Here is a 23,837-nt window from a genome sequence, read left to right as displayed (position 1 = left end):
AGGGTTCGATGCCTCTCCCCGTTCGGCCGCCGACAGAAGATGACAGGTCCCCAGAGGGCTCCCAGCGTTGCCCGGGCCGCCGCACTGAACTCAATGCCGCCGTTCGCACCGCAGCAGCCGTGTCATGTAATAGCGACAGGCCTCCGTGTTCAAGAAAAGGCGCCGATCGCATCCACGAGCTTGTCCCTTGTTAGTGGCTTCACTGGCGGTGCGGCAGATGGAAGCGAAAGAGGCTGATTCTCTCTGCGGAGGCCACAGGGTTCGCGTTTCGCACGCTGCTGCCAAGGGCGACAGCCCCAAGGTATCGCTCCAAGCAAGCATGGTAAAAATGCCGCCTTAGCCCTACAATGACAGGAGTCCTGATAACAGGGAACTTGATACTACAACGAGCTGCCCTGCCATCGTTACTAGGAGCATGATGAACCACACCGCTTACGGACATATCCTGCGAAATGATGCGCAGCTGATCGAGGCGAGCCTCAGTGGGGCCAGCAAAGTCCCCTTCTGGCTGGATGGTCCGGGAAAGCCGAATCCGCGTCCCATCCTCTTGGATGAATTGACGGCGGATTTGCTGGTGGTGGGCGGAGGCTTTTGCGGTTTGTGGACGGCGTTGACAGCTAAGGAACGCTACCCGGAGAGGCGCGTCGTGTTGTTGGAGGCCAGTCAGGTGGGGTGGGCTGCCAGTGGGCGGAACGGTGGTTTCTGTGAAGCCAGCTTGACGCATGGATCCGAGAACGGAGCCACGCATTTCGCTGATGACCTAAGGGTTCTCAAGAAATTGGAAAGTCAGAATTTCCAAGCGATCCAGGAACGGATCGAGCGGTACGGCATCGATGCTGAATTCGAGCTGGAACCTATGCTGACGGTAGCCACCGAAGAGTATCAGGTGGAGCAACTCCGTAAAGCGGCTTTGTCCGGGGAAGGAGAATTCCTCGACGACGCCCAACTGCGGGATCTGGCTAATTCTCCCCTCTACCGGGCTGGCATGCTCAGCACCAAGGGTGTTGCCCTGCTAAACCCCGCAAAATTGGCGTGGGGCTTGGCCCGTGCGGCTGAAAATCTGGGCGTGGAAATCTACGAACGGTCACCGGCGATCGTGTTGAAACGCAGGAACATGGCCGTGATGGTTCGGACGCCATCGGGAAGCGTCCGTGCCAGCAAAGTAGCACTTGCCACGAATGGCTTCCCATCTCTATTGAAGCGTCTCCGTCTGTTCACTGTACCGATCTACGACTACGTGCTGACGACAGAGCCACTACGCGACGAACAACTTGAAAGTATCTCCTGGACGGGCAGGCACGGAATCACCGATGCCGGCCGGGAATTTCACTACTACCGAAAGACGGCCGACAATCGGGTTCTCTTCGGGGGCTACGACGCTGTTTATCACCGTGGACGTCGTGTAAAGCCAGAACAGGATCAACGCCCGGAAACCTTCGTACGCCTGGCTGATCATTTCTACTCCACGTTCCCGCAGTTGAAAGGCGTCATGTTCTCCCACAAATGGGGCGGCATGATCGACATGTCAACGCAACTTGTGGCCTTCCATGGCAGCACCGGGGACCAGCGGGTGGCTTACAGCGCCGGCTACACGGGTCTCGGCGTTGCGGCTACCCGTTTCGGGGCCGAGACAATGCTCGACCTGCTGGAAGGCGCTGACACTGAACGCACACGGTTGAAAATGGCCCGCCGCTTGCCGATTCCGATTCCACCCGAACCAATCGCGTACCCCTTGATTCAGGCAATGCGTAGGGCAGTCGCCAAATCCGACGCCAACGGTGGCAAAGACGGGATACTGCTAAAGGCGGCCTCGTTATTCGGAATTCGCTTCGACTCGTGAGGCCAGAGGGCAGCACCCACGGATGAAGTGGAGCTTCAGCCTCAAAGCGCGGCCCTCGCCCGACACCATCGCGCAGGCCGGTTACGCAAGGTCGTTTTGAATGCCCGTACCTTCAACCCATGCGACCGACAACGGCGCAGGGATAACATCACAGCTCGCGATCACGGGTCGGCCAGCCATGAAACACTCAACAAAGTCCAAGGGAGGACGACATGTCCAACACCGTGTCCAGGAAACACTCACGTTACGAACCAGCCCTCAAACTGGATGAGATTGAAGCGATCGACATGCATGTTCACATCGAAGTGGATCATCATGGGCACCAGTCCTTGCCGCCTGATCTTGCGGAGGCGGCGGCGAAGTACTTCAAGGCCGACGGCCCGCGCCCAGATATTGATGGGATTGCCGCCTATTATCGTGAACGGAAAATGGCCGCAGTGGTCTTTACTGTTGATGCGGAAACTCAGCTGGGTCATGCGGCTATCTCCAGCGAAGAAATCGCCGAAGGTGCGGCACGCAATAACGATGTGCTCATACCCTTCGGTTCGGTCGACCCTCGCCGGCACGACGCCCTCGAAGCAGCTCAACGTCTAATAGATGAAAGCGGAGTTCGGGGCTTCAAGTTCCACCCAACTGTCCAAGGGTTTGACCCAAGCGACGAACATTTCTATCCTTTGTACGCTGCCCTGCAGGAGGCAGGATCTGTCGCCCTGTTCCACACAGGGCAGACCGGCATCGGTGCAGGAATGCGAGGCGGACGCGGGTTTCGGCTTGGGCTGTCGAACCCGATCCTCATTGACCCCGTCGCCGCCGACTTTCCCGACCTTCAAATCATCATGGCCCACCCGTCAGTGCCGTGGCAGGACGAGGCACTCGCTGTGGCCACCCACAAACACAATACGTGGATTGATCTCTCAGGCTGGAGCCCAAAGTACTTCCCACCCGAGCTTGTGCGATACGCTAACTCGATTCTGCGAAAACGCGTCCTCTTTGGATCCGATTTTCCGCTGCTGACTCCTGACCGGTGGATAGAAGATGCCCAGGCCATGTCCCTCAAGCCGGAGGTCCTACCCGGAATTATGAAAGACAACGCCGTTCGCCTCCTAAAACTGGACCTCTAGTCCTGGCCCGAAATCCACGAAAAGCGAAATCCTTGCCATCATGAACCTCGACGATGCCACTGAAGAACTAGCCACCCGCCTCGGCGTTCCCGTGGTGGTGCTGGACACGGAAATGAACCTCGCCGCGCACAGCAAACAACGTGAGAGCGTCGATAGAGCCCAGCTCTCTATCATTCTTACGCGTCGGGGCACTGACGGGGCCATCAATGCTATTCGGCGACTGAAGGTAAGGAATGCGACGGGACCGGTCAAGCTTCCATCTGAAAAGGACGTTCCTAGCCATGTGGTTTACCCTGTTCGGCTTAGCGGGGAGCTCAAGGGCTATGTAACATACGAGGACGCGAGCCCCGACGGATCAGTACCTGAGCATGACTTGAAAATTCTCAGTTCCGTCGGCGAGATCCTTGGCCGGCTGCTGGCCGAACGCGAGACCGCCAGGCGCCAAGGAGCGGAACAACTGCAGGAACTCATGCAGAAACTCATGCACACTTCCCCGGATGAACGCCGTCGGGCCGCACACGAGATTCACAAATCAGGGCTGATCCAGCAAAGCAGCCATTACACAGTTGTCAGGTTTACCAGGCGAACTCCGTCGAAGATGGACCACACGTCAGATACGCAAATAGACCTAGGCGAGGCAGTCAGAAAAGCCCTGCGCCTCGCCAAATTTGCCGGAATCGGCACTACTTTCGGTGACGAAGGCGTCGCTGTAACAGTCGGGCGCTTAACTCAAGCAGAGCTGCAGAGACTTGTTTCTGCGATGCGGCCCATGGGCGTCGATATCGCCGCGGGCGGGGAATGTGATCGGCTGGAGGACGCATATCGTTCCTACAAAGAGGCACGTCTTACAGGTGGACTGTGCGACTTAGACCCCAACAGATATCCCCAGGGAGCACGCTGGGACCACATCGGGTGGGACCGATTGCTGGTCCAGCTGCCCTTGGAAGAACTGACCATCCACGATTTACCGTCCGCCCTCAGAACTCTCTGGAAAGCCGCTGACAGCGAAATCTTGATTGACACCCTCGAATGCTACTTCGAACAGGGCGGCAACGCCCTGGAAACCGCCAAGACCCTGAACGTTCACCGGAGCACTCTCTACTACCGATTGAATCGTGTACGCGCACTCACCGGAGTGGATCTGGCCGACGCTGGCGTGCAACGCGACCTTCATACCGGGATTCGTGTTTCCCGTCTTGCAGGTCTACGTCAAACTTCGCTTTGAGAACCATCCCATGCTCTCCAGGCCCTCCATCTGGCGCGGGCACGGAGCTCTGAAGAATTATGGGCTGGGCCGGCTCATGCAGCCGAAGCCCCGCACGAGATTTCTCGGAGGTATCTACCGCAAGTTAAGTGATGCGCCAAGCCTGTAGGCGCACCCCGTCCGCGTAGCGGGCACCAGCGCAGATGAAGATGTTTTGGTTCAGCCACTCGTACTTACCGGCGGGAGCAATGAACTCGGGGACAGTTCGAAAGTAGTACTCAGCAGGGTCTACGTTCTCTCCTTGCACGATGCGTTCAAGGACGTCCGAGGGTCCTCGTCGTAGACCTCGGTTACGCACCTGAATAACCACGCCATCATCCGTACGTATCGCGTACATCGCGTCGACTACCGTCACCCCGTCGGAGCGCGTCACTTGCCAGTCTGCCGCTTCAGCCAGCAGATGCCCTCGGATGTGGGGGCCCTGAAGGCGGCCTTCGCCGCGGACGGGGATGATGCGGCGAAAGCCGTCCGTCGTTTGTCCTACCGGCACAGCTGCCGTGACGTCTACTGTCGTCTCGTAGACAAATTCAAGGCCTGGAACCGGAACAAGGTCTGTTCTGCCGATTGGGTCGCCGTTCAAATCCGTTTTCCTTTCGCTCAAGTGCACGTCAAAGTATCTAGAGCGCGAATGTCCGCCGACCGGGACATCCGCGCTCTAGATGGTTCGCTGTTTGAGGCAGCTTACGGTGTACCGCGTTCGGAGAAAATCCGGGCCTGACGGGAACTTTCGTTCGTTCGCAGGGCTTCGCCAGCCACCGTAATCCGCTCAATCTCCTCCAACGTATCTGTTCCCGACGGAACCACAACGGGATCAATCACCCGTTCCACGGCCTTCTTGAGTTCCGAATGGACATCTGAGGGAAGGTCAACAGCCCTCCACGCCACATGTCGGTCCGGGCGAACGAGAATTGCTCCTCCCTCGTGGACCTCACGAGCGGCCTCCCAGTCTCTCTGGGGATCCTGATACTCGCCGCCTTCACCAATGACTACAACGTGGATTGGACAAGCACCGGTCGATGAGATCAGCGCCGCAGCTTCACCCCATGCTGCCGAACCGGCTGAACTGAGCAGCAACGTCAGTCCTTCTGGCTGAATTAGGTCAGTCGTGGAGATTTTGGCTCCGTCGTGCTGCACCCAAACGTGTGGCAGGTGGTGACCAGGACGCGAGGACGGCACGAACTGCGCGGGAGATCGTTTCACCGGCGCCGGGACAGCATCGGGAACCAATGCGCCCTGTTCATAACAAAACCCCGCCTCGATGTTGAGCTGGCTGAAGTTCTCCCGGTTCGCGGCGATGGCCGCCGCCGCCGCCTCACGACGCCGTTCACCTTCGGGGCTGTCGCTGGCCCATAAACCGACCTCCTTCCACCCTTCCTCAATACCGATGCCACGGCGCAGCCCCAGTGCTTCAGCAATGGGAGCATGACGTCCTGCGTTTCGCAGGGAGTGTTCAACGTTCTGCAGAGCAATCTGGCGTCGCTCCGGCTCGTATGTATCGAGCAACGTTTCCTTCGCGTTGCCTTTCAGCACTGATGCCAATTTCCAGGCAAGATTACTGACATCACCTACGGCGGTATTCAGGCCCAGACCGCCAGTCGGAGGATGCCTGTGTGCTGCATCCCCGACGATGAAGACGGGACCAACACGGAAACGGTCGGCCACGACGCCCTCGAACTGCCAGTGACTGACGGAATGCACCTGCATTTCCAAGTCAGCAATCCCGATCAGATCTTTGGCACGTTCGATGAGTGAGGAATCGCTTTCCAGAGCAGGGTCACTGAGGTGGAAGGACATGCCGACGAGCCATTCGGTGCAATTCTTCCCCCATTCCTTTGGGCCAAGTCCAAGAAGAGCTCCGGCAAAACTTCCCTGACCTTCGGGTCGCACGAAGTAGGTAAGCAGCGCCTCTTCGTCGGCGTGCCCAGACAGGTCAGCACTGAAGTAGACACTAACGTGGTCAATCAGCGCGCGCGGTCCCTCCATACTGACGCCGAGCAACCCCGTGAGGGTACGACCACCGTCTGCAGCAACGACGTAGCGGGCTCTGATCTTGGACGTAGCTCCGCCGGCGTGGTCGAGGACCGTTGCGATTGCGTGGTCTTCGTCGTACTCCAGGTCAATAAGTTCCGTCCGCGAACGTATTGCGTTCGGCCACCTCATTTTGGCATGTTCCGCTAGCACTCGATCGAGCCTGATCTGGGGAAGGTTGGCGAACTTACGGGGGCTCGCTTTCTCGTATTCGGCAAGATCCCCGCCACCTCCCCACGCGTCTACATACCCGATCCGTTGACCGTGCAGAGGCGTGGGACCTGCAAGAGAGGTATACCATGCGGCACGGTGCCACTGATCCTCTGGCGGCGATTGCGCGTATATATCGTCGGCGACACCGACGTCCGCGAACGTCTCCATGGTTCGAACGTTGAGGAGGTGGGCACGTGGAAAGTGCGACGTGAAGTCACGCCGTTCAATCAGCATTCCGGTAATACCGCGCCTTGCCAATTCAAGGGCCATGGTGAGCCCCGCTGGGCCACCACCGACGATAAGAACCGGGACCTCCAAGATCTCACTATCGACGTCATGTTTCATCAGGTTGTATTGCCTTTTCTCTGGGAGGGATCCATCAGGTGTCCAGCTGCGCTGCCAGGTGTGAACCCGAAGATGGAGAGTTATTGGGGATTCTCAAGTGTCACTACCCCGGCGGCTGTGCTCGAGATGGGGACGCGGTAACCGGAGTGAACTGCGGAGGCCGTCGCGTCCATGGCACCACGCATTACGAGCCACATGACCAACTCCGCACCCTCCGAACCGGCGAGGTCGATGTACTCCATGTTCGACAGGGCGGTAAGCGCGTCGGGATCCTCGACTATTTTGCTCAGGAACATCCTGTCGAATTCGGAATTGATGTGGCCTGCCCGCTGCCCTTGAAGTTGATGGGACATACCGCCGGTTCCAATGACCGCAACTTTGACGTCTTCGGGATAACTGGCGATGGCACGTCCGATGGCCTTACCCAGATCGAAACAACGCTGCGCGCTGGGTGTCGGCTGCTGTACTACGTTGACTGCGATAGGCACCACGCGCATGGGCCACTCTTCAGGGGTTCCGAAGAGACTCACGAGAGGCTCAGAGAGGCCGTGGTCCACGTCCAGTCGCTGGCAGACAGTCAGATCGAAGCCCTCGGGTACGACGCTGTCGATCAGATGCCAGGAGAGGTCCTGGTCACCAGGAAAATCTGGCACGGGTCGGCGGCCGCGTCCTTCGTCTGCCGGGAGGTACTTCTTGGCAGCGCCGATTGCAAAGGTGGGGACGAACTCCAAGGAGAGCGCTGAACCATGGTCGTTGTAGATCACCACTACGACGTCAGGGTTCTTTTCGCGAATCCACTCCCCTGCCTCATGGAAGGCAAGAAAGTCTGTGTCCGGCGATGAATCAGTTCGGTCGGTCTCCAGCACCCTCGCCAAGGATGGTACGTGAGAGATACCGATTCCAGCTACAAGCTCAGCCATTGGGGTTCCTTCCACCATTGCGCATCATCGCCGCAAACTCCTCAGGCGTTTTTCCTGCCATTTCTGCGATCACCTGGGGGACCGGAATGCCGTCACTGACTCCGATTTTGCAGATGAAGTACACGTTCCCGCCGAGTTCGACCATCTTGAGCCAGTCCCTGGCCCGTACGGCCTCCTTCTGCTCATTCGATAGGCCGAAGCGTTCCATGAATTCTTCGGGATCTTTGGCAAAAGATGCCTGGTTGGCCTCATCGTTGAGCGCGGCACCCATGCTGTTAAGTGGGAATCCATCGCGTGAGCGCCGGCCGTTGAAAACGAAGGTTCCAGGGATGTCCTCAGCCTTGATTCGTTCTTCGGCGCTCACGCGGATACCTCCTGGCCTGTCGAGGAGGTCTTGCCCGACTTGATGCTTAGGCGCGAGAAGACCTTACGTGCGTTGGCTTCGAAGATCGCCTCGAGCTGGGCAGGCTGCAAGAAATCGAACGACTCGAGCACCGGTTTAAGGTCGTCGAAGGGCCGGCCGGTGGCTGGGTTGTGTGCTGTGCCACTTCCTGGCCGCTCCGTGCCGAAGAGCACGCGGTCACTTCCCACGGTCTTGAGTAACAGTTCCAGCGCCGGCGGATAGTGCAGCACGGTGTCGAAATGGAACCGGCGAAGGGAGACTTCGAATCGCTCTGCGTCATCCGATCCCCCGAGCCAAGGATGCAGTCGCTCCGCCTGCCAGCGGCCGAGCTGATAGGGCACGGATCCTCCGCCGTGAGAAATGATGACCTTCAAAGTGGGGAAATCCTTGAAAACATCGCTGCGAAGCAGCGACAGGATCGCGATGGACTCCTCGGTGATGAAGTGCTCACTGTACGTTTCCCGACCTGAGAAACAACCGGCGGAGTGGACCTGCATGGGAACGTCCAGCTCGACAAGCTTCTCGTACAGGGGGTACCAGTAGCGGTCCCCGAGAGTAGGGGCTGTTCCCTTGCCTTCGAATGGATCCGGGTTGACGAGCACCCCAACAAATCCAAGTTCTTCGACGGTTCGGTTCAGCTCTCGAAATGCGTTTTTCACCGGTGCCCCTGGAGTGATGGGTAGTGCTGCAACGCCTGCGAACCGGTCAGGATACGCGGCAATGGTGCGGCTGATGGTGTCGTTGTGAGCCGCCACCCACGGTTCAACAAGGATTGAGGGCTCCATGGAGTGGCCCAGCTGGAACGGGCGCGGTGAGAGCAATTGCATGTGCGTGCCGACTTCGTCCATTGTCTGGACATTGCTGGCGGCTGTTTCGGCGATCATCGAATCAGTGATTTTAGGTTGACCGATATGGAAGCCACCGCTGGCCTGAAGGTGTGCACGATAGGCGTAGAGCGCCTCAGGGGCGACCAAATGGGCGTGGGAATCAATAATCATCAGAGGGATCCTTCGAGGTTGGCGAAGATTTCACATTGAATCGCTAACGCGCCTGGCAGCTCGACGATAAGCAAGTGCCGGGCGGGCCGGGTTTGCGCATCGGGGAACATTTGCACCCAGTGGGTGTCAAGCAGGGGACGCACGCTGCGGTCACGGACGAAGAACGTCATTTTGATGATGTCGTCCGGCGTTCCTCCTGCCTGTTTGAGGACCAAGTGCACATTCGAAAAGAGATGGGTGATCTGTTCTGGCAGTTCTTCAGGGATCTGCCCGGTGGCAGGGTCCATGCCACTGATGCCGCCGGACATGAGCAGCCCGCCGACGACACATGCTTGAGGGATAGGGGCGCCGCCATGGCCAAGCCCTGGAACATCGATGGCTTTGCGTTTCATTTTGCGACCTCATTTCCAGGATCTAACAGGATGGGATTTGCTGTTGTGATCAGCGGTTCGTCAATGTCCCGGAAGCCAAATACGTCCAGCGTCAATTCGCCCTCGCGAAGCCGCTGCATGTATGCGTCTTCAACTGCTGTCCGTTGACGGGCCGCCTCCACAACCTCGGAGATGCGCGATGAGGGAAGTACGGCAATGCCGTCCCTGTCCGCGACGACAAGGTCACCGCGGGAGATGGGCCGACCTCGTAGCGTAAGCGTCGGACCAATGCTGCCGGCCCACTTCTTATTTGTTCCACGAATTGCAACTCGCGTGCTGAATACCGGGAATTTGAGTGCTTCCAGTTGTCGTGTGTCCCTGACTCCGCCATCGATGATGACCCCAGCGATACCTCTGGCTTGGGCAGCTACTGCCATGACTTCCCCGAAGTAGCCACAGTCCTCGTCGCCACCGTCCACGACGAGCACGTCTCCGGGACGAGCAAGGGCGAGGGCCCAGTGAAGGGCTAGATTGTCCCCGCTAGCTGCGAGGACAGGGAGCGCCCGGCCGACGAATTGCGCCCCTGCCCAGGCGGGCTGAAACGTCGGGTTCAGGTAACAATCGATGCCGGAAGCTTCGTACAGTGTTGCCGAGCCCATATCCAGAAGCTCGTCGGCAATTACGCCCTGCTGCAGGTCGATATCGGCAACGGCTCTTCGCTTGCTCATGCCTGTCGCCGCTGCAGGCTGTGGTATCCGAAAGCCGCTCGCGCCTCTGCGATGGTTGCCCCTGCTAGCGCCCGGGCCAGGATGCCCTCCTCGCGTTCATGAATTTCGCGGGCCAACTCAAGTACGTCGTCCTCGCAATCCCTCGGAATAACGACGACGCCGTCGCGGTCACCGACGATCAGATCTCCGGGTTTGATCTGCGTCCCGCCGATGCTGACGGTTTCCTGGACTGCAGCGACTTCGACGCGATCTTTGCCGGTGCGCATGAAGTGCCCTCGGCTGTAGATCGGATAGGACAGGTCGAATGCACGCTTCGTATCGCGACACACACCGTCAATGAGCGTCCCGGCCACGCCACGTGCACTAGCTACTGCTGTAAGGATGTCCCCCCACACGGTGCAATCCGTGCGGGCTTGGTTGTCGAGGACGACCACGGCACCTTCAGGGACGTCATCAAGGTAGTCCCCTACTGTTCCGGGAGGAAATGCGGCAGGGACATACCGCACGGTGTACGCCCGACCAGCCATACTCAAATGGGAGCCCAACGGAGGAAGGTCGAAAACGGCTCCGGGCCGGCCCAGCCGGTCAAGGGCGTCAGATAGCGTCGCAGTGGAAAAACCTGCCAATGCACCGATGATCGAATCATTCAATTTTTGCTCACTTCAATGGATGGGAACTGGGAGTCGTGCATGACGTCCAGCACGCTCCTTCCGGAGCGGACCGCTGCGCTCATGGCCGTCTCACGCTCAGTAATTCGGCGTGCAAGGTCGAGAACGGCGTCCACTTGGCTGTAGGGGATGAATGCGATGCCGTTGCGGTCGGCGATCACCAGGTCGCCCGACATTACTGAGACGTGACCGACCTGGATCTGAACATCCATGGCCTTTTGCACCAGTCGTCCCCGGGCGCTCACGGGAACGGCAGCGCGCGAGTACAGGGGCAGGCCGAGATCCTCACACTCCCCTATGTCGCGGCATGCTCCGTCGACGATGACCCCCACAACACCGCGGTGCACGGCAGCTTCAGCGAGAAGCCCTCCCCACGACGAGACGTCGATTCGACCGTGGTTATCAATTACGATCACGTCATCGGGCTCAGCGGTTGCCACTAGAGCTGTGGCCACGTGGGCTGCCGCGCCGTCGGTGGATTTGGGGGCCACGGCCACAGTGCGGACCACTCCCGCCACAACATGCCCTGGTTCCCACATGGGATGAATGCCAGTGACAGCACCCGCTAGGTGCAGAGTGTCAAGAGCATCGGAGACTGAACAGGTGTCCAATGCTCGTAGGGCGCCCAGTCGGGTGGCCCGTTCTTCAGCGGCACTTGCAACATCGGGAGGCGGTCCTTCTGCTTTCTTGGTTTCGGTGGGCAGAACTGGGAGCTTCGTTTGCACGGTAACCTTCTTCACTGAGTGGGCGTCTCGAGGGCTCCTAAGACCCTGTATCAGGGCTCCTGAGAACCTGTATCTCGACGTTATCTACCGCTCGAACGAAGAACATCCGGCACCGTGATTGAACTTTGGCGGGGTTAATGCGACACCATGTCGCATAGGAGGCCCCCCTCGCTACCGGCGACTATCCGGCGGTGTAGCCACCATCAACAACGAGGGCTTGGCCAGTGACGTAAGACGAACTGTCGGACAAAAGCCAGAGAACTGCCTCCGCCATCTCGGCAGGGTCGGCACTTCGGCCGAGTGGTACGCCGCCGATGGCTTTCCCGGACCCTCGTCGTTTTCTGGAAACTTCGGTCATAGGCGTGTCGGTGGGCCCAGGGCAGACCGAGTTGACACGGATGCCTACGGTTGCACTGCTGAGCGCAGTCGCCTTGGTCATGCCAACAACAGCGTGCTTGCTGGCGGAATAGGCCACGGCCCCAGAGATCCCGACAATACCTGCTATGGATGCAGTATTGACGATGGATCCTGAGGTTTGAGGTGTCATCACACGGAGCTCATGTTTCAGGCAGAGCATCACGCCGGTGACGTTGATGTCCATGCATCGTTGAAAGTCCTTCGCGTCCCATTCCTGTTCGAGGGATGCCAGCAGGATGCCGGCGTTGTTGAAGGCAGCGTCGAGTCTGCCATGAGTCTGCACTATCGAGTCCAGCAGTTCGGATACTGCTGTTTCGTTTCTGACATCCAAGTGTCGGAAGTAGACCTTGCCGTTAGTTCCCACGTCTTCGATGTTCGGGGGCAGGTCCTCCGTTATGTCTGTCGCGTAGACGATGGCTCCTTCCGCCACCAAGGCCTTCGCAGCGGCAAGCCCGATACCGCTTGCTGCGCCTGTAGAAAAGACGATCTTCTCTGTCATGCGTCCCATAAGGGCCTTTCTACGTTGTTGAGGTAGACCACAGCACCCTGCTTAATCGCGTTCGTGCACGCATTGGCCGTCGACCCAGGTGCTTAGAACTACCGTTTCGGCGATGTCGATGGGGTCGCCTTGGAAAGGATCCCGGTCCAACACCACGAGATCCGCGGCGTAGCCGGGGGCCAGACGTCCTATTTGGTGCTCTCGGCCGTTGATAAAGGCGGACCCTGAGGTGTAGGCCTCCCAGGCTACTGAGAGCGGAATCCGCTGTTCAGGCAGGAAGACCCTGGAATCAGCGGGTTCATGTTCTGCGATCCGGTTCACGGCGACATGAATGCCCTCCAAAGGGTTGGCACTGGAGACTGGCCAGTCGCTGCCCGCCACGAGGCGTGCTCCGCTGGCCAATAAGTCGGCGAAGGGATACTGCCGCTCAGCGAAACTCGAAGGGAGGAACGGCAGGGTCAGTTCGTCCATCGCAGGCTCATGTCTGGCCCAATGAGGCTGTATATTGGCGGACGCCTGGAGCTGAGCGAAACGTGGAATGTCTTTCTCCAAGACGACCTGCAGATGAGCTAGATGATGCCGTGCCCTCGAAGCCGGGTTGAGCCTGCGGGCATGTTCAACAGCGTCCAAAGCTTCTGTAACGGCCCTGTCGCCGAGCGCATGGAAGTGGGCTTGCAGGCCCTGTTTGTCCAGCGCGGCAACCACTTCTTTGAGTCCCTCAGCGTCCAAGAAGCTCAAGCCGCGGTTTTGCGTGGAATGGCCGCAGGAGTCTCGGTAGGGTTCAGAGATTGCAGCGGTATAGTTTTCGATGATTCCGTCGACAAGAACCTTGACAGCATCGGCTCGGAACCACTCGTGATACTCCGGACCGACCCGTTGGGAGCGTTCCACAATGTCCTCGAGTTGCTCGAGCCCTCGCGAACGGTCCCACAAAATCGCACCGGTAACGCGGCTTCGCAGGGTCCCCCTTTCAATCGCCAAGCGGTAGGCGTCCACGGCATCTGCTCCACCCGGGTGTTTGTAGAGCAGTGCATCCTGCCAGCCGGTGATTCCGAAACGTGCGGCCACTTCCTGGCCACGCAAGAGCCCGTCGTAGAGATCCTCGATCCGCGTTTCTGGGGCATGCTTCGAGACCAGAAGGGAAGCTCCCTCATGCAGCGTCCCCGAGGGTGAGCCATCAGGTCCGCGCTCAATCCGCCCGTCCAGAGGGTCCGGAGTGTCCGAAGTGATGCCCGCGATCTTCAGAGCCGCGGAATTCGCCCAGGAACCATGATGATCGCGGTTCCGGAGAAGCACTGGCCTGTCGGGAACAATTGCGTCCAAGAGTTCCTTACTAGGAACGCCCCCCTCGAAATGGTCCAGGGTCCATCCCCCGCCCTCAATCCACGGTAAATCGGGGTGGGCGGCGGCATAGGCCACAATTCTGTGGAGCGAATCCTCTGCTGAGGTTGCTTCCGTTAGGTCGCACTGCGCCATCTCCCGCCCAGCCATGACCGGGTGCAGATGGGCGTCCACGAAGCCGGGACTCACCAGCTTGCCCTTAACATCAATGATCTCAGCGGTGTCGGAAGCAGCGGCTCGCACCTCATGCTCATTGCCGACGGCAAGGATCTTGCCGTCGCGGATTGCAATGGCCCCCGGGCGTGACTTTCCAAGAGTGACGTAGTTTCCGCCTGCAAAGACGATGTCTCTCATTGCCTCTGAATTCCTTTCGAACTGCCTACAATCTCGGCCGCAAGCGATCGCCGAGGTCGCCAGCCGGGCCGGGGTACGCTTTCCCGCAGCACCTGCGTGTATGGATTTGTTGGATGGTCGAGGACGTCGGCCGTGCGTCCACTCTCCACAACTTGACCTTTCTGCATCACAACCACGTGCTCGGATACCTGGCGCACGACGGCCAAGTCGTGGCTGATGAACAAATAGCTCATACCAGTCTCTCGGCGGATGTCGCTCAGCAGGTTCAATACCTGTGCCTGAATGGAAACATCCAAAGCGGCCACAGGTTCGTCCAGTATGAGAAGCCGCGGCTCGGCGGCAAGAGCTCGAGCGATGGCGATTCGTTGCCGTTGTCCACCCGATAGAGCGCGCGGCCGAACGTTTAATTGGGTCGAGGAAAGACCGACCAAGTCCGCCAGCTCAGCGACGCGTCGGCGCCGCTCAGTCTTCGATCGCAACGTCGTGTGCAACCTGACAATCTCATCGAGGGTCTGCTCTGTTGAGTAGCGCGGGTCCAGGGAGGAATACGGGTCCTGGAAGACGAGCTGGACCTGACGGGCACGTGTAATGCGTTCCTTCAACGAGTGGGCAGGACGCGACTGGTCGCTGCCAGCCAGCGTTATCGTGCCTTCAGTCGGCTTCGTCAGGCCGACGATCATGCGGGCCACCGTAGTCTTGCCGGAGCCCGACTCCCCCACAATGGCCAGTGAGCTACCGGATTCCAACTCAAAGGAAACGTTGTCCACGGCAGTGACGTCCCCGATTTTCTTCCTCAGGCCCGACACGGAGAGGATGATTGGTTTCCTGTCTTCGATCATGCCCTGGCCTCCTGACGGACAGTCGGGATCTCCCGGACTCTTAGACATCGGACTGTTCCGCCATCGAAATCTTCAAGTACCGGGTGATTTTGCGTGCACGTGTCCACGGCGAAAGGGCATCGGGGGTGGAAGGAGCATCCTGCCGGGGCATCCGATGGCCCTATGGGGCGGCCCGGGATGACTGCCAAGCGCTCCACAGCTCCCTCCATTGACGGACGGGCTGCTACCAAGGCTCGGGTGTAGGGGTGTCGGGCGGCGTCATGCATGCTGGCACTGCCGCGCGACTCCATAATCTCCCCTGCGTACATGACTGCTGTCCGGTCGCAGACAGCGCTGGCAAGTTCAAGGTCGTGAGTGATGAAGATCAGCGCGAGCCCCCGTTCACGGCGCATCTCGTCCAAGATCGCGACGACCTCGGCCTGCGTCGTGACGTCCAGCGCGGTGGTGGGCTCATCTGCAAGGATGACGGAAGGGTGACCCATGAGGACGGTGGCAATCATGACCCGTTGAAGAAGCCCACCGGATAATTCATGTGGGTACTGCTCCAGCCGGCGTTCAGGTTCGGAAATACCGACATCCTTCAATGCCTTCGCTGCGATCTTCCGCGCCTGGTCTCGCCTCAATCGGTCGGACAGAATGAGCCCCTCGGTCATGAAGTCTCCGACACTTCGCACCGGATTAATGTGGGCCTTTGGGTCTTGGAAAATAAATCCAACACGGGACCGGTGTGCTCGCAGAGCTGCGCCTGATAGGGAGCTGACCTCCACTCCTGCCACGTTTATCCGACCAGTGACGTGGGCCCGCTCCGGCAGCAGCCGCGCTATCGTCCTGGCTGTCATGGACTTGCCGGAACCGGATTCGCCGACAATTCCCAAGGCCTCTCCGGCCCCTACAGACAGTGACACGTCGCGCAGGATGGGGCGCCACTTCCCTGCAACATGCAGGGAAGCTGCAACATTCTCTAGTTTGACTACGGGTTCAGATGTATTCATGACTCGTTCCGATCGGAAATTCGCTCGCCAAGGTAGTTCACAGCGAGCACAACCAGCACGATGCACGCACCTGCCGCAAGGGATTCCGTGGGGTAGCCAAGAAGCACACCCCTTTGTCCGCCAGCAACCATGGCACCCCAGTCCGCAGTCGGTGGTTGTACTCCTAGGCCCAAAAATGAAATAGCCGCGAAGTCAACCATTGCGTAGCCGAACAAGAGGGTCCCTTGTCCGATGATCATCGGCGCCACATTGGGCATTAAGTGCCGAACGCAGATGAGGAAGCCCGAAAGCCCCTGCAGTTCGTACGTAAGGATGTACTCGCGCGATCTTTCTCTGATCAGGAACGAGCGCAGGACTCGGACCGTCAGCGGTATGTACGCGAAGCCGAGGGCTATGGTGGGTCCCACCAGCCCGGGGCCGAACACGGCCGCAGCCAGGACGGCCAGGACAATCGCTGGAAATCCCAGCATCATGTCGGTGACGGTGGTAACCAGGTTGTCAAGCCACCCACCGAACCACGATGCAAGGAGGGCAACTATTGTGCCCATTGTCATTGCCACGATCACCACCATGAGCGGACCGACCATCGAAGACTGCGCACCCACCATAAGCCGGCTGAGGATGTCGCGTCCCTGGCTGTCCAAGCCGAGTGGGGCTCCGGAACTGGGCTCAAAGAACGCACTTGCAATGTCTGTCTTGTTCGGATCTCCAGGCGCCAACAAAGGACCGAAGACTGCCAACAGAATCGCAGCCAGAACGACAATAATCGACAGACCGGTGAATATACTCTTACCGCGCCCTGTCACCGAACGCCGGGGTTTTGTATCTATGGCTATTGCAGTCGTTGTCATGCTGGTTCCTTCCCTGCCTTGATCCTGGGGTCAAGGAACACATAGAGAATGTCCACGAGGGTGTTTGTGGCAATGAACGCGAAGACAAAAAGCAGTGCGATGGCCTGCACGACCGCCATGTCTCTCGCAAGAGCTGCCTGCACCAGGGCTGATCCGATACCGTCCAAAGAGAAGGCCTGTTCTACGACTGCGGAAACTGCCAACAACGAGGCGACCGCCACCCCAACGATCGTCGTAATGGGCATTAGAGCGTTTCTGAGGATGTGTCGGCGAACGATTTGCGCCTTCAGGAATCCCCTGCTGACGGCGGTCTGAACGTGTTCGCGATCCGACTCGCCGCGAACTGCCACACGCGTTACTCTGGCCACGATTGCCAATGAAGACAACGCCAAGGCAATAGCAGGAAGCGTCAGATGCAAAAGACGCTCCCCATCTGCGCCTGCGCCGATCGCGGGGAACCAACCCAAACCAACAGCGAAGACTGATAACAGGACAATCGCGGCCATATACGGCGGAATGGCGGCAAGAAATGCTGTAGCGCCAACAATCACCGAGTCCACGGCACCTCTGCGCAGCCCCGCAATGAGACCCAGACCAACCCCTAAAACAACGAGGATGACTCCTGCATAAAGGACAAGTTGCAGCGTCAAAACGACCTTGGTGGCAAGCATTTCGGAGACGTCCTGGTTGAAGATGACGGACGTGCCAAGATCGCCCCGCAGGACACCTGAAAGCCAGGAACCGTACCGCTGCAGAAATGGCTCATCCAGGTGATACCGCTCTCGTAGAGCCTGAAGCGCTTCCGGAGGAAGGCTGCGTCCTCCGGTCAGGATTCGGATTGGATCGCCAGGCATTAGGTACAGCGCGCTGAACACGACGAAGCTTGAGACGAACAACGCTGAAACGAACAGAATCAAACGTTGAATAAGATACCTAATCAATGCGTTTCACGACCTTAGAGGCACGGTTCCAATGGGCACCGTCACCGTGGAGCCGGGGAGGGGCGGACACTGGAATCGCCGTATAGCGATACGTGGTTTTCAATGGCAGCACCGATGCGGAAAACGACCTCGTCAGTGTAAGTGGGACCGACAATCTGCACTCCGGTTGGCAAGCCATTGTCGGCAAAACCAGAAGGAACCGACAAAACAGGGCACTGGCTCATGATGTTCCAGGCAATCGTCATAACCCCAAACATAGGGTCGTTGAACTCCTCACCGTCGATAAAGAACGGTTCATCACCGAGGTAGTCCGAATCGGCTTTCATTCCCCTGGTCGCCATTGTGGGGGTGATGAGAGCGTCATAGCTCTCGAACAAAGCGGCGACCTTCACATACAACTCCGCCTTGAGTTCATTCATCTCCGCAATGGAACCGCCGGCACCGTACCTGTCGAATCGTTCCACGACTACGGGCATGTAAGGGGAAACCAGGTCGGACTTAGCGTACTCGCGCATCATGTCCCCACCCTGAATAAGGTAGTGTATCGAAGCGATCCGGTGAATCGTATCCCGAGACAGGGTAAGATCCACTTCCTCTACGGTGGCGCCGGCGTCTCTCAAAGCCGCCGCAATATCCAGGGTGTTCTTACGCACTTCCGGATCCACAGGATAGCTTCCCAGGTCCACGGACAACGCAATTCGGAGACCCCGGACGTCCTCTAGCGTGTCCGGAAGGACGTATTTGGGACGTAATGTGTTGATGTCGCGCTGGCTCGGGCCGGCAAGAATGTTCTGTAAGAGGGCAGTGTCTCTGACAGTCCTTGCCATCGGACCGACGTGAAAGAATGTGTCGAAGTTGGAAGGAGGATCCAAAGGTACACGGCCAAAGGGAGGCTTGTATCCCACGATTCCGTTGAAAGATGCGGGAATGCGTATCGAACCCCCGATATCCGAGCCGGTTGCCAACGTTGTCACGCCAGCCGCGAGGGCAGCGGCCGAACCTCCCGAAGAGCCGCCAGCGGATTGATCCGGATTCCACGGGTTGCGAGTGGTGCCCCACAGCCGGGATCGCGTAAATCCGGCCGACCCGAGTTCGGGCATGGTGGTACGAGCATGAACAATACCGCCGGAGTCGAGGACCCGTTGGGGCACATCTTCTGTGTGATCAGCGATTTCGTCGCGCAGGACGAGTGACCCCTGCGTCCACGGTTCACCGGCAATCGCTTCGTCCTCCTTGATCGCGACCAGGAGGCCCTCAAGCGGACGCGGCCCGGGGCCCTTGCCGCTGTACCGCGCTTCCGCCTTTTTGGCCGCCGCCCGCGCTGCGTCGAAGTTGACGTGGCAGAGGGAGTTCACCACCGGTTCGACTTCTTCGGCACGCAACTGAATAGCATCCAGAACTTCGACGGGCGAGAGCTTACGTTCCCGGAACAGCGTCAAGGCTTCGGTCGCGGAAATATATGCGAGATCGCTCATTTTGCAGCCTTTCCGATGAAGTTGGCCCACGGTCCTGCAGCAAAACTGTATGAGGCGGGGGCACCCGACAACGTGTTGTCGAGATACAGAACGTTGTAGGGGTGGGCCATCGGGATCTGAGGCAGGCCCGAGGTAATCAACTTGTCAGCTTCAGCGACCAGTCGCGCGCGTTCATTTTCGTCAGCGGTGATCCGTGACTGATCCAGTAGTTTTACGACCTCACTGTTGGACCACCCGGAGAAATTGTAAGCACCGTCCGGAGTACCAATCGATGCCAGCAACGGCGCAGGATCGGGGGCGATCGGGTTGTTGACCGTGACAAAGACGTCGACCCCCGTACGCGCTGCGGGGTCAAAGAAGAGCTCGTTATACTTGTCCAAGGAGATCGTCTGCAGCTCTAGTTTCAGCCCGATGTTCTCGAGGGCTTCCTTCAAGACTGCTGCCATGATCTGTCCTGTGACCAGGCCCGAGGCGACCACCATTTTGATCGTCTTGCCCTGCATGCCAGTTTCAGCCACGAGAGACTTGGCCTTCTCGATGTCTTGCTTGAGGGGCTCGGCTTTTCCGAGTTCATCTTCGAAAACCTGCTTGCCGTAACCCCAAGTGGAAGAGCTGCTCACAGAAGTAGGGACAGTGGCCTGCCCGGAATAGACTTGGTTAATGTAGGCACTGCGGTCAACGGCAAGGGACACCGCTTGCCGTAGTTTTTCGTTGCCCATCGGCCCGGACGGATCCCCGATGGCCAGCAAATCGGTGGTGAGAGATGGCCCACTTGTTGCCTTCACCTTCCCACTGGCGCTCAATTCGTCGTACACGCTGCTGCCCGCAACGTAGTAGCCGTTCAGGTCCCCGGTGCTGAACGCCGCTGCCAGGTTGGCATCGTTCGAGACCGGCCTGAAAGTAACGGAGGGCACCATCGCTTTCGCGTCCTCCTTCCAATACGAGTCGTTGCGGTCCACAACAACATCGCCGCCTGAACTCCATGATGAGAACTTGAAGGGACCGCTACACATTACTCCAGTGCTCGGAGTGCCAAGGTCAGCACCGGCCAGCTCGGCGAACTTTTTCTGAACCACTATTCCTGGCATTGCGGAAAGTACGCCCCGCAACCAGTAGTCCGGCTCCGAAAATGAGATGGTTACTTGGTCTTCTGCGGTGACGGAGATCGTTTGGACGCGGGCAAAGTCCGTCGTGAAGAAGCCGCCTGCTTTCGGGTCCCGCACGCGCTCAAGACTGAATGCCACATCTTCCGCGGTCACCGGTGACCCATCCCAGAAAGTAGCCCTCTTATCGAGTTGCAGTACTAGCGAGGTGGGGCTCACATACTCCGCGGAAGTGGCGAGCCCGGGCGTAAGACTGAAATCTGGCTGTTGGACAAGCAATGTCTCGCACATTGCGGTGATGACGGCAGTCTCAGGAATATCAAAAGCCTTGATCGGATCAAGTGAGGACGTTGCACGATAGATGGCCCATTTGATGGGGCCCGCCTCTCCTGCCGCCTTATCTGTCGTGGCCGAGACGGTTGCATCCGCCCTGTCAGAAGGTTCTTTTGGGCTCCGCCCTGTGCAACCTGAAGCGGCGAGAGTACTTAGCGCGAGGAGCCCAGCAAGGGCTGCCCTTTTCATCTCCATGATGTTCTGCTCTCTAGGAAAGGAATTCGGCGCTTCCCGCAGCAGATCAGCTGCGCAAGCAAGCGTCGTTTGAGTTGCCTCAGCATCGCAGTCGATATGATCTCTGTCAAGTGTCCTGATACAGATGATCTTCACCCCTGCCGGTCCGTGGCCTCATCGGATTAAGCATCCCCCAAGTGGTTCCATGAAGACCGCCTGTGTCAGGGGTCTTGACACACGGGTCTGGTGCTCCTTAGCCTGACTTCGACGAATGAAAGGAACTTCTCATGGATTTGCAAGGCAAGGTAGCCGTCGTCACTGGTTCGGGACGCGGTCTGGGTCTGGCCTACGCAAAAGCGTTGGCAGCCGCCGGAGCTTCGATCGTTATCAATGATGTGGACTCCACTCGCGTGGACGAAGTCGTAAAGGAGCTTCGATCCGCCGGGGCTGAGGCGACAGGGGTGGCAGCTCCCGTAGGCCCGACGGATACAGCGGAAAGGCTGGTGGCAGCGGCAGTATCCGCTTTCGGACGGCTGGACATCCTCGTTGCCAACGCTGGCATCCTTCGGGATGCAGTTCTGTGGAAAATGACAGATGAGGACTTTGACGCTGTCGTCGACGTTCATTTGCGGGGAACATTCACCTGCGCTCGGGCGGCTGCCCGACAAATGCGCGAGCAAGGAGAAGGCGGAAGACTGATCCTTATCGCCTCTCCGGCTGGACAACGAGGCAACTTCGGGCAGACCAACTACGCGGCCGCCAAGGCAGGAGTAGTTGCTATGGCCCGCACGTGGGCAATGGAACTCGCCCGCGCCAATATCACCGTTAACGCTGTTATCCCGGTCGCAGCCACCGACATGACGCGATCCATTCCGGCATTAGCGCCGATCTTCGAAGAATCGGATCGCTCCGGCGAACCGCTTCCGGCCTGGCTCCGAAAGGATGAAGGACTCGGCGAAGTTGAGGACGTAGCACCTCTCGTTTCGTTTTTGGCATCCGAAGAAGCAGCCGGAATTACCGGGCAGGCGATCGGCCTTGGAGGCGACCGCCTATCACTCTGGTCCCACCCGAGCGAAAAGCTTGTTTTGGTAGCAGAGAACGGCTGGTCCGCTGACCTCTTGGCAGAAAGCTGGGGCAAGGAACTCGCCGCTCAAAGCGAGACGTATGGCATTCCTGCTCCTCGCATCCCAGAGGCCAAGCACTAGCAATAGTGCTTCGGCGGACAAATGATGGTGTTCTCCGAGGTCACCAACCTTCGTGGTTGGCGACCTCGGAGAACACATGAAGCTTGAGATAGGCATATCGATGACAGACCCAACCGAAAAAGGCACTAGGCGCCCGCTGGCTCCTCAACGTGACGCTGGAATCGGTGGGTGGGCAACCCGCCGGGCGATAACCCACCCAGATGTGTCCGCACTGATCTACGACGGCTCACACGTCACCTACCGTGAGCTCCTTGACCGTTCAACGGCGGTTGCCCATCACCTTGCCGGGCTCGGCGTTTGTCCAGGCGACCGCGTCGCCTACGCAGGACGTAACGAGCCGGCCTTCGTCTATACGATGCTGGGAACCCATTTGCTGGGGGCGATCTTCGTCCCGCTGAACTTCCGGCTCGCGCCCCGGGAACTGGACTACGTTCTTCAGCACTCGGAGGCTACGGTCCTCATCTATGCACCTGAAAGCGCGGCATCCGTCCAGGAGTCCGTGGCCGCCGGCGAACTGGCGAAGCGACAAGCCTTAGTGGCAGTTACCGATGCCGCACCTGACGGAAGCGACTTTGCCTCGTGGCTTGAATCCGGGTTCCAGAGATACTTCGACGTGCCGATATCGCGCGACGACACGGCCTTCATCCTTTACACTTCTGGCACGACGGGACGCCCCAAGGGGGCAACCCTTTCCCACGATAACGTCTACTGGAACTGCCTGAATCTTTTCGCCACGCTGGACATCACCAGTAGAGAAGTGGCCCTGGTCAGTTCTCCTCTGTTTCACGTTGCAGCGCTTACCCAGACACTGCTTCCCGTTCTGCTAAAAGGGGCAACAGCTGTGCTGATGCCAGCGTGGGACACCGAAGAATGTTTCGACCTCATTCAAGATCATGCGATTACCTGGATGTTCGGCGTCCCAACAATGTACGCCGCAATGGAACAGTCTGCCCGCTGGAAGAACACCAACCTGTCATCACTTCGGCTGCTCACAGCGGCCGGGGCTCCAATTCCGCCGAGCATCATCGCGTCCTACCAGAAACGGGGCTTCTTGTTCTGCCAAGGATACGGGCTGACAGAAACCGCCCCCGGAGCAACCTTTCTTGAGGCATCCGCCAGCCGCCGAAAAGTCGGCTCAGCTGGCCTCGCCCTTCCGTTCACCCAAGTACGCTGCGTCACTAAGGACGGAAGGGACGTTCTCCCCGGCGAACGCGGTGAAATTCTCATAAAAGGCCCCAACGTGATGAAGGGCTACTGGAACGACACCAAGGCTACAAAGGAATCGTTCACCGATGATGGATGGTTCCGATCAGGCGACATAGCCGTAACTGACGACGAAGGCTACATCTATATAGTCGATCGTCTTAAGGACATGTTTATCTCAGGCGGAGAAAACATCTACCCGTCGGAGGTGGAAGCAGCCCTCTACGAACATCCTGCTGTCCAAGATGCAGCTGTCGTCGGAACCCCAGATGAAAAATGGGGAGAGGTGGGGAAGGCCTTCATCTCCCCTGCCGCAGGCCAACACACTTCTTCGCAAGAGCTACGCCAGTTCCTAGCTTCCCGCCTAGCGAAGTACAAGATCCCAGTCTATTTCGAGTTTCTCGATGACCTTCCCAAAACAGGCTCCGGGAAAGTGAGAAAGGACATTCTCCGCGAACGGTGAATGCAGCCTCGAGCCCATGCGCT

At 58.6% G+C, this 23,837-nt stretch carries 22 protein-coding genes; 5 read left to right on the top strand and 17 right to left on the bottom strand.

All coding sequences use genetic code 11. The features are described 5' to 3' along the window. Window positions 1-418 precede the first annotated feature (418 nt). The 3 genes from F8G81_RS09840 (at window position 419) to F8G81_RS09830 (ending at window position 4,186) form a co-directional block, all read left to right on the top strand. Window positions 419-1,840, top strand: coding sequence for an NAD(P)/FAD-dependent oxidoreductase (locus tag F8G81_RS09840; RefSeq protein ID WP_267278790.1), 1,422 nt, complete (start codon window positions 419-421; stop codon window positions 1,838-1,840). A 212-nt stretch (window positions 1,841-2,052) separates the two neighbouring features. Beyond that, window positions 2,053-2,961: an amidohydrolase family protein gene (locus F8G81_RS09835; RefSeq protein WP_267278789.1), complete on the top strand. Its 909-nt coding sequence runs from the start codon at window positions 2,053-2,055 to the stop codon at window positions 2,959-2,961. A gap of 40 nt (window positions 2,962-3,001) precedes the next feature. Beyond that, window positions 3,002-4,186, top strand: a complete 1,185-nt coding sequence (locus tag F8G81_RS09830) for a PucR family transcriptional regulator (RefSeq protein WP_267278788.1) — start codon at window positions 3,002-3,004, stop codon at window positions 4,184-4,186. A 124-nt stretch (window positions 4,187-4,310) separates the two neighbouring features. On the opposite strand, the gene F8G81_RS09825 is transcribed toward F8G81_RS09830, so the two are convergent. From F8G81_RS09825 to F8G81_RS09745, 17 genes are all read right to left on the bottom strand, one after another. Continuing rightward, on the bottom strand, window positions 4,311-4,805 hold the full coding sequence (locus F8G81_RS09825) for a DUF3237 domain-containing protein (protein ID WP_267278787.1): 495 nt from the start codon (window positions 4,803-4,805) through the stop codon (window positions 4,311-4,313). Window positions 4,806-4,906: 101 nt separating this feature from the next. After that, window positions 4,907-6,811: an FAD-dependent monooxygenase gene (locus tag F8G81_RS09820; protein WP_267278786.1), complete on the bottom strand. Its 1,905-nt coding sequence runs from the start codon at window positions 6,809-6,811 to the stop codon at window positions 4,907-4,909. 80 nt (window positions 6,812-6,891) lie between these two features. Next, the gene (locus F8G81_RS09815; protein WP_267278785.1) at window positions 6,892-7,731 is read right to left on the bottom strand and encodes a class III extradiol dioxygenase subunit beta; all 840 of its coding nucleotides are present in this window, start codon (window positions 7,729-7,731) and stop codon (window positions 6,892-6,894) included. Then, on the bottom strand, window positions 7,724-8,095 hold the full coding sequence (locus F8G81_RS09810) for a hypothetical protein (protein WP_267278784.1): 372 nt from the start codon (window positions 8,093-8,095) through the stop codon (window positions 7,724-7,726). The genes F8G81_RS09815 and F8G81_RS09810 overlap by 8 nt, the downstream gene beginning before the upstream one ends. Continuing rightward, on the bottom strand, window positions 8,092-9,132 hold the full coding sequence (locus tag F8G81_RS09805) for an amidohydrolase family protein (RefSeq protein ID WP_267278783.1): 1,041 nt from the start codon (window positions 9,130-9,132) through the stop codon (window positions 8,092-8,094). The genes F8G81_RS09810 and F8G81_RS09805 overlap by 4 nt, the downstream gene beginning before the upstream one ends. Next, on the bottom strand, window positions 9,132-9,524 hold the full coding sequence (locus tag F8G81_RS09800) for a RidA family protein (RefSeq protein ID WP_267278782.1): 393 nt from the start codon (window positions 9,522-9,524) through the stop codon (window positions 9,132-9,134). The genes F8G81_RS09805 and F8G81_RS09800 overlap by 1 nt, the downstream gene beginning before the upstream one ends. Beyond that, window positions 9,521-10,231 (bottom strand): 4-carboxy-4-hydroxy-2-oxoadipate aldolase/oxaloacetate decarboxylase, encoded by a 711-nt coding sequence (locus tag F8G81_RS09795; RefSeq protein ID WP_267278781.1) that lies wholly within the window; start codon window positions 10,229-10,231, stop codon window positions 9,521-9,523. The genes F8G81_RS09800 and F8G81_RS09795 overlap by 4 nt, the downstream gene beginning before the upstream one ends. Then, window positions 10,228-10,881 carry an RraA family protein gene (locus tag F8G81_RS09790; RefSeq protein WP_267278780.1) on the bottom strand — a complete coding sequence of 218 codons (654 nt, stop codon included), beginning with the start codon at window positions 10,879-10,881 and terminating at the stop codon, window positions 10,228-10,230. The genes F8G81_RS09795 and F8G81_RS09790 overlap by 4 nt, the downstream gene beginning before the upstream one ends. Beyond that, window positions 10,878-11,510 (bottom strand): 4-carboxy-4-hydroxy-2-oxoadipate aldolase/oxaloacetate decarboxylase, encoded by a 633-nt coding sequence (locus tag F8G81_RS09785; protein WP_323809238.1) that lies wholly within the window; start codon window positions 11,508-11,510, stop codon window positions 10,878-10,880. Before F8G81_RS09785 ends, F8G81_RS09790 begins: the two co-directional genes overlap by 4 nt. A 295-nt stretch (window positions 11,511-11,805) precedes the next feature. Then, on the bottom strand, window positions 11,806-12,549 hold the full coding sequence (locus F8G81_RS09780) for an SDR family NAD(P)-dependent oxidoreductase (protein WP_267278778.1): 744 nt from the start codon (window positions 12,547-12,549) through the stop codon (window positions 11,806-11,808). Window positions 12,550-12,591: 42 nt separating this feature from the next. Beyond that, the gene (locus F8G81_RS09775; RefSeq protein WP_267278777.1) at window positions 12,592-14,235 is read right to left on the bottom strand and encodes an amidohydrolase; all 1,644 of its coding nucleotides are present in this window, start codon (window positions 14,233-14,235) and stop codon (window positions 12,592-12,594) included. After that, the gene (locus F8G81_RS09770; protein ID WP_267278776.1) at window positions 14,232-15,074 is read right to left on the bottom strand and encodes an ABC transporter ATP-binding protein; all 843 of its coding nucleotides are present in this window, start codon (window positions 15,072-15,074) and stop codon (window positions 14,232-14,234) included. The genes F8G81_RS09775 and F8G81_RS09770 overlap by 4 nt, the downstream gene beginning before the upstream one ends. Next, window positions 15,071-16,066 (bottom strand): ABC transporter ATP-binding protein, encoded by a 996-nt coding sequence (locus tag F8G81_RS09765; protein WP_267278775.1) that lies wholly within the window; start codon window positions 16,064-16,066, stop codon window positions 15,071-15,073. Before F8G81_RS09765 ends, F8G81_RS09770 begins: the two co-directional genes overlap by 4 nt. Continuing rightward, complete coding sequence (locus F8G81_RS09760) at window positions 16,063-16,917, bottom strand: ABC transporter permease (RefSeq protein ID WP_267278774.1); 855 nt, start codon at window positions 16,915-16,917, stop codon at window positions 16,063-16,065. Before F8G81_RS09760 ends, F8G81_RS09765 begins: the two co-directional genes overlap by 4 nt. Beyond that, on the bottom strand, window positions 16,914-17,858 hold the full coding sequence (locus F8G81_RS09755) for an ABC transporter permease (protein ID WP_267278773.1): 945 nt from the start codon (window positions 17,856-17,858) through the stop codon (window positions 16,914-16,916). The genes F8G81_RS09760 and F8G81_RS09755 overlap by 4 nt, the downstream gene beginning before the upstream one ends. A 41-nt stretch (window positions 17,859-17,899) precedes the next feature. After that, window positions 17,900-19,333 (bottom strand): amidase, encoded by a 1,434-nt coding sequence (locus F8G81_RS09750; protein ID WP_267278772.1) that lies wholly within the window; start codon window positions 19,331-19,333, stop codon window positions 17,900-17,902. Beyond that, window positions 19,330-21,099, bottom strand: a complete 1,770-nt coding sequence (locus F8G81_RS09745; RefSeq protein ID WP_267278771.1) for an ABC transporter substrate-binding protein — start codon at window positions 21,097-21,099, stop codon at window positions 19,330-19,332. The genes F8G81_RS09750 and F8G81_RS09745 overlap by 4 nt, the downstream gene beginning before the upstream one ends. Window positions 21,100-21,230: 131 nt before the next feature. Between F8G81_RS09745 and F8G81_RS09740 the strand changes: the two genes are divergently transcribed. Beyond that, a complete protein-coding gene (locus F8G81_RS09740; RefSeq protein ID WP_267278770.1) occupies window positions 21,231-22,148 on the top strand; it encodes an SDR family NAD(P)-dependent oxidoreductase in 918 nt (305 codons plus the stop codon). A gap of 76 nt (window positions 22,149-22,224) precedes the next feature. Beyond that, entirely contained in the window at window positions 22,225-23,814 is a 1,590-nt protein-coding gene (locus tag F8G81_RS09735) for an acyl-CoA synthetase (RefSeq protein ID WP_267278769.1), read from the top strand. Window positions 23,815-23,837 lie beyond the last annotated feature (23 nt).

Origin of the sequence: Arthrobacter sp. CDRTa11, from assembly GCF_026427775.1 — a bacterium.
Lineage (GTDB): Bacteria > Actinomycetota > Actinomycetes > Actinomycetales > Micrococcaceae > Arthrobacter.
This window is presented reverse-complemented; position numbering and strand designations above follow the sequence as displayed.

Excerpts from the sequence above, each read along its gene's own strand:
- F8G81_RS09835 (WP_267278789.1), top strand. The coding sequence starts at position 2,053 with ATGTCCAACACCGTGTCCAGGAAACACTCACGTTACGAACCAGCCCTC.
- F8G81_RS09795 (WP_267278781.1), bottom strand. The coding sequence starts at position 10,231 with ATGAGCAAGCGAAGAGCCGTTGCCGATATCGACCTGCAGCAGGGCGTA.
- F8G81_RS09750 (WP_267278772.1), bottom strand. The coding sequence starts at position 19,333 with ATGAGCGATCTCGCATATATTTCCGCGACCGAAGCCTTGACGCTGTTC.
- F8G81_RS09740 (WP_267278770.1), top strand. The coding sequence starts at position 21,231 with ATGGATTTGCAAGGCAAGGTAGCCGTCGTCACTGGTTCGGGACGCGGT.
- F8G81_RS09820 (WP_267278786.1), bottom strand. The coding sequence starts at position 6,811 with ATGAAACATGACGTCGATAGTGAGATCTTGGAGGTCCCGGTTCTTATC.
- F8G81_RS09800 (WP_267278782.1), bottom strand. The coding sequence starts at position 9,524 with ATGAAACGCAAAGCCATCGATGTTCCAGGGCTTGGCCATGGCGGCGCC.
- F8G81_RS09760 (WP_267278774.1), bottom strand. The coding sequence starts at position 16,917 with ATGACAACGACTGCAATAGCCATAGATACAAAACCCCGGCGTTCGGTG.
- F8G81_RS09735 (WP_267278769.1), top strand. The coding sequence starts at position 22,225 with ATGAAGCTTGAGATAGGCATATCGATGACAGACCCAACCGAAAAAGGC.
- F8G81_RS09805 (WP_267278783.1), bottom strand. The coding sequence starts at position 9,132 with ATGATTATTGATTCCCACGCCCATTTGGTCGCCCCTGAGGCGCTCTAC.
- F8G81_RS09780 (WP_267278778.1), bottom strand. The coding sequence starts at position 12,549 with ATGGGACGCATGACAGAGAAGATCGTCTTTTCTACAGGCGCAGCAAGC.
- F8G81_RS09840 (WP_267278790.1), top strand. The coding sequence starts at position 419 with ATGAACCACACCGCTTACGGACATATCCTGCGAAATGATGCGCAGCTG.
- F8G81_RS09765 (WP_267278775.1), bottom strand. The coding sequence starts at position 16,066 with ATGAATACATCTGAACCCGTAGTCAAACTAGAGAATGTTGCAGCTTCC.
- F8G81_RS09770 (WP_267278776.1), bottom strand. The coding sequence starts at position 15,074 with ATGATCGAAGACAGGAAACCAATCATCCTCTCCGTGTCGGGCCTGAGG.
- F8G81_RS09830 (WP_267278788.1), top strand. The coding sequence starts at position 3,002 with ATGAACCTCGACGATGCCACTGAAGAACTAGCCACCCGCCTCGGCGTT.
- F8G81_RS09775 (WP_267278777.1), bottom strand. The coding sequence starts at position 14,235 with ATGAGAGACATCGTCTTTGCAGGCGGAAACTACGTCACTCTTGGAAAG.
- F8G81_RS09815 (WP_267278785.1), bottom strand. The coding sequence starts at position 7,731 with ATGGCTGAGCTTGTAGCTGGAATCGGTATCTCTCACGTACCATCCTTG.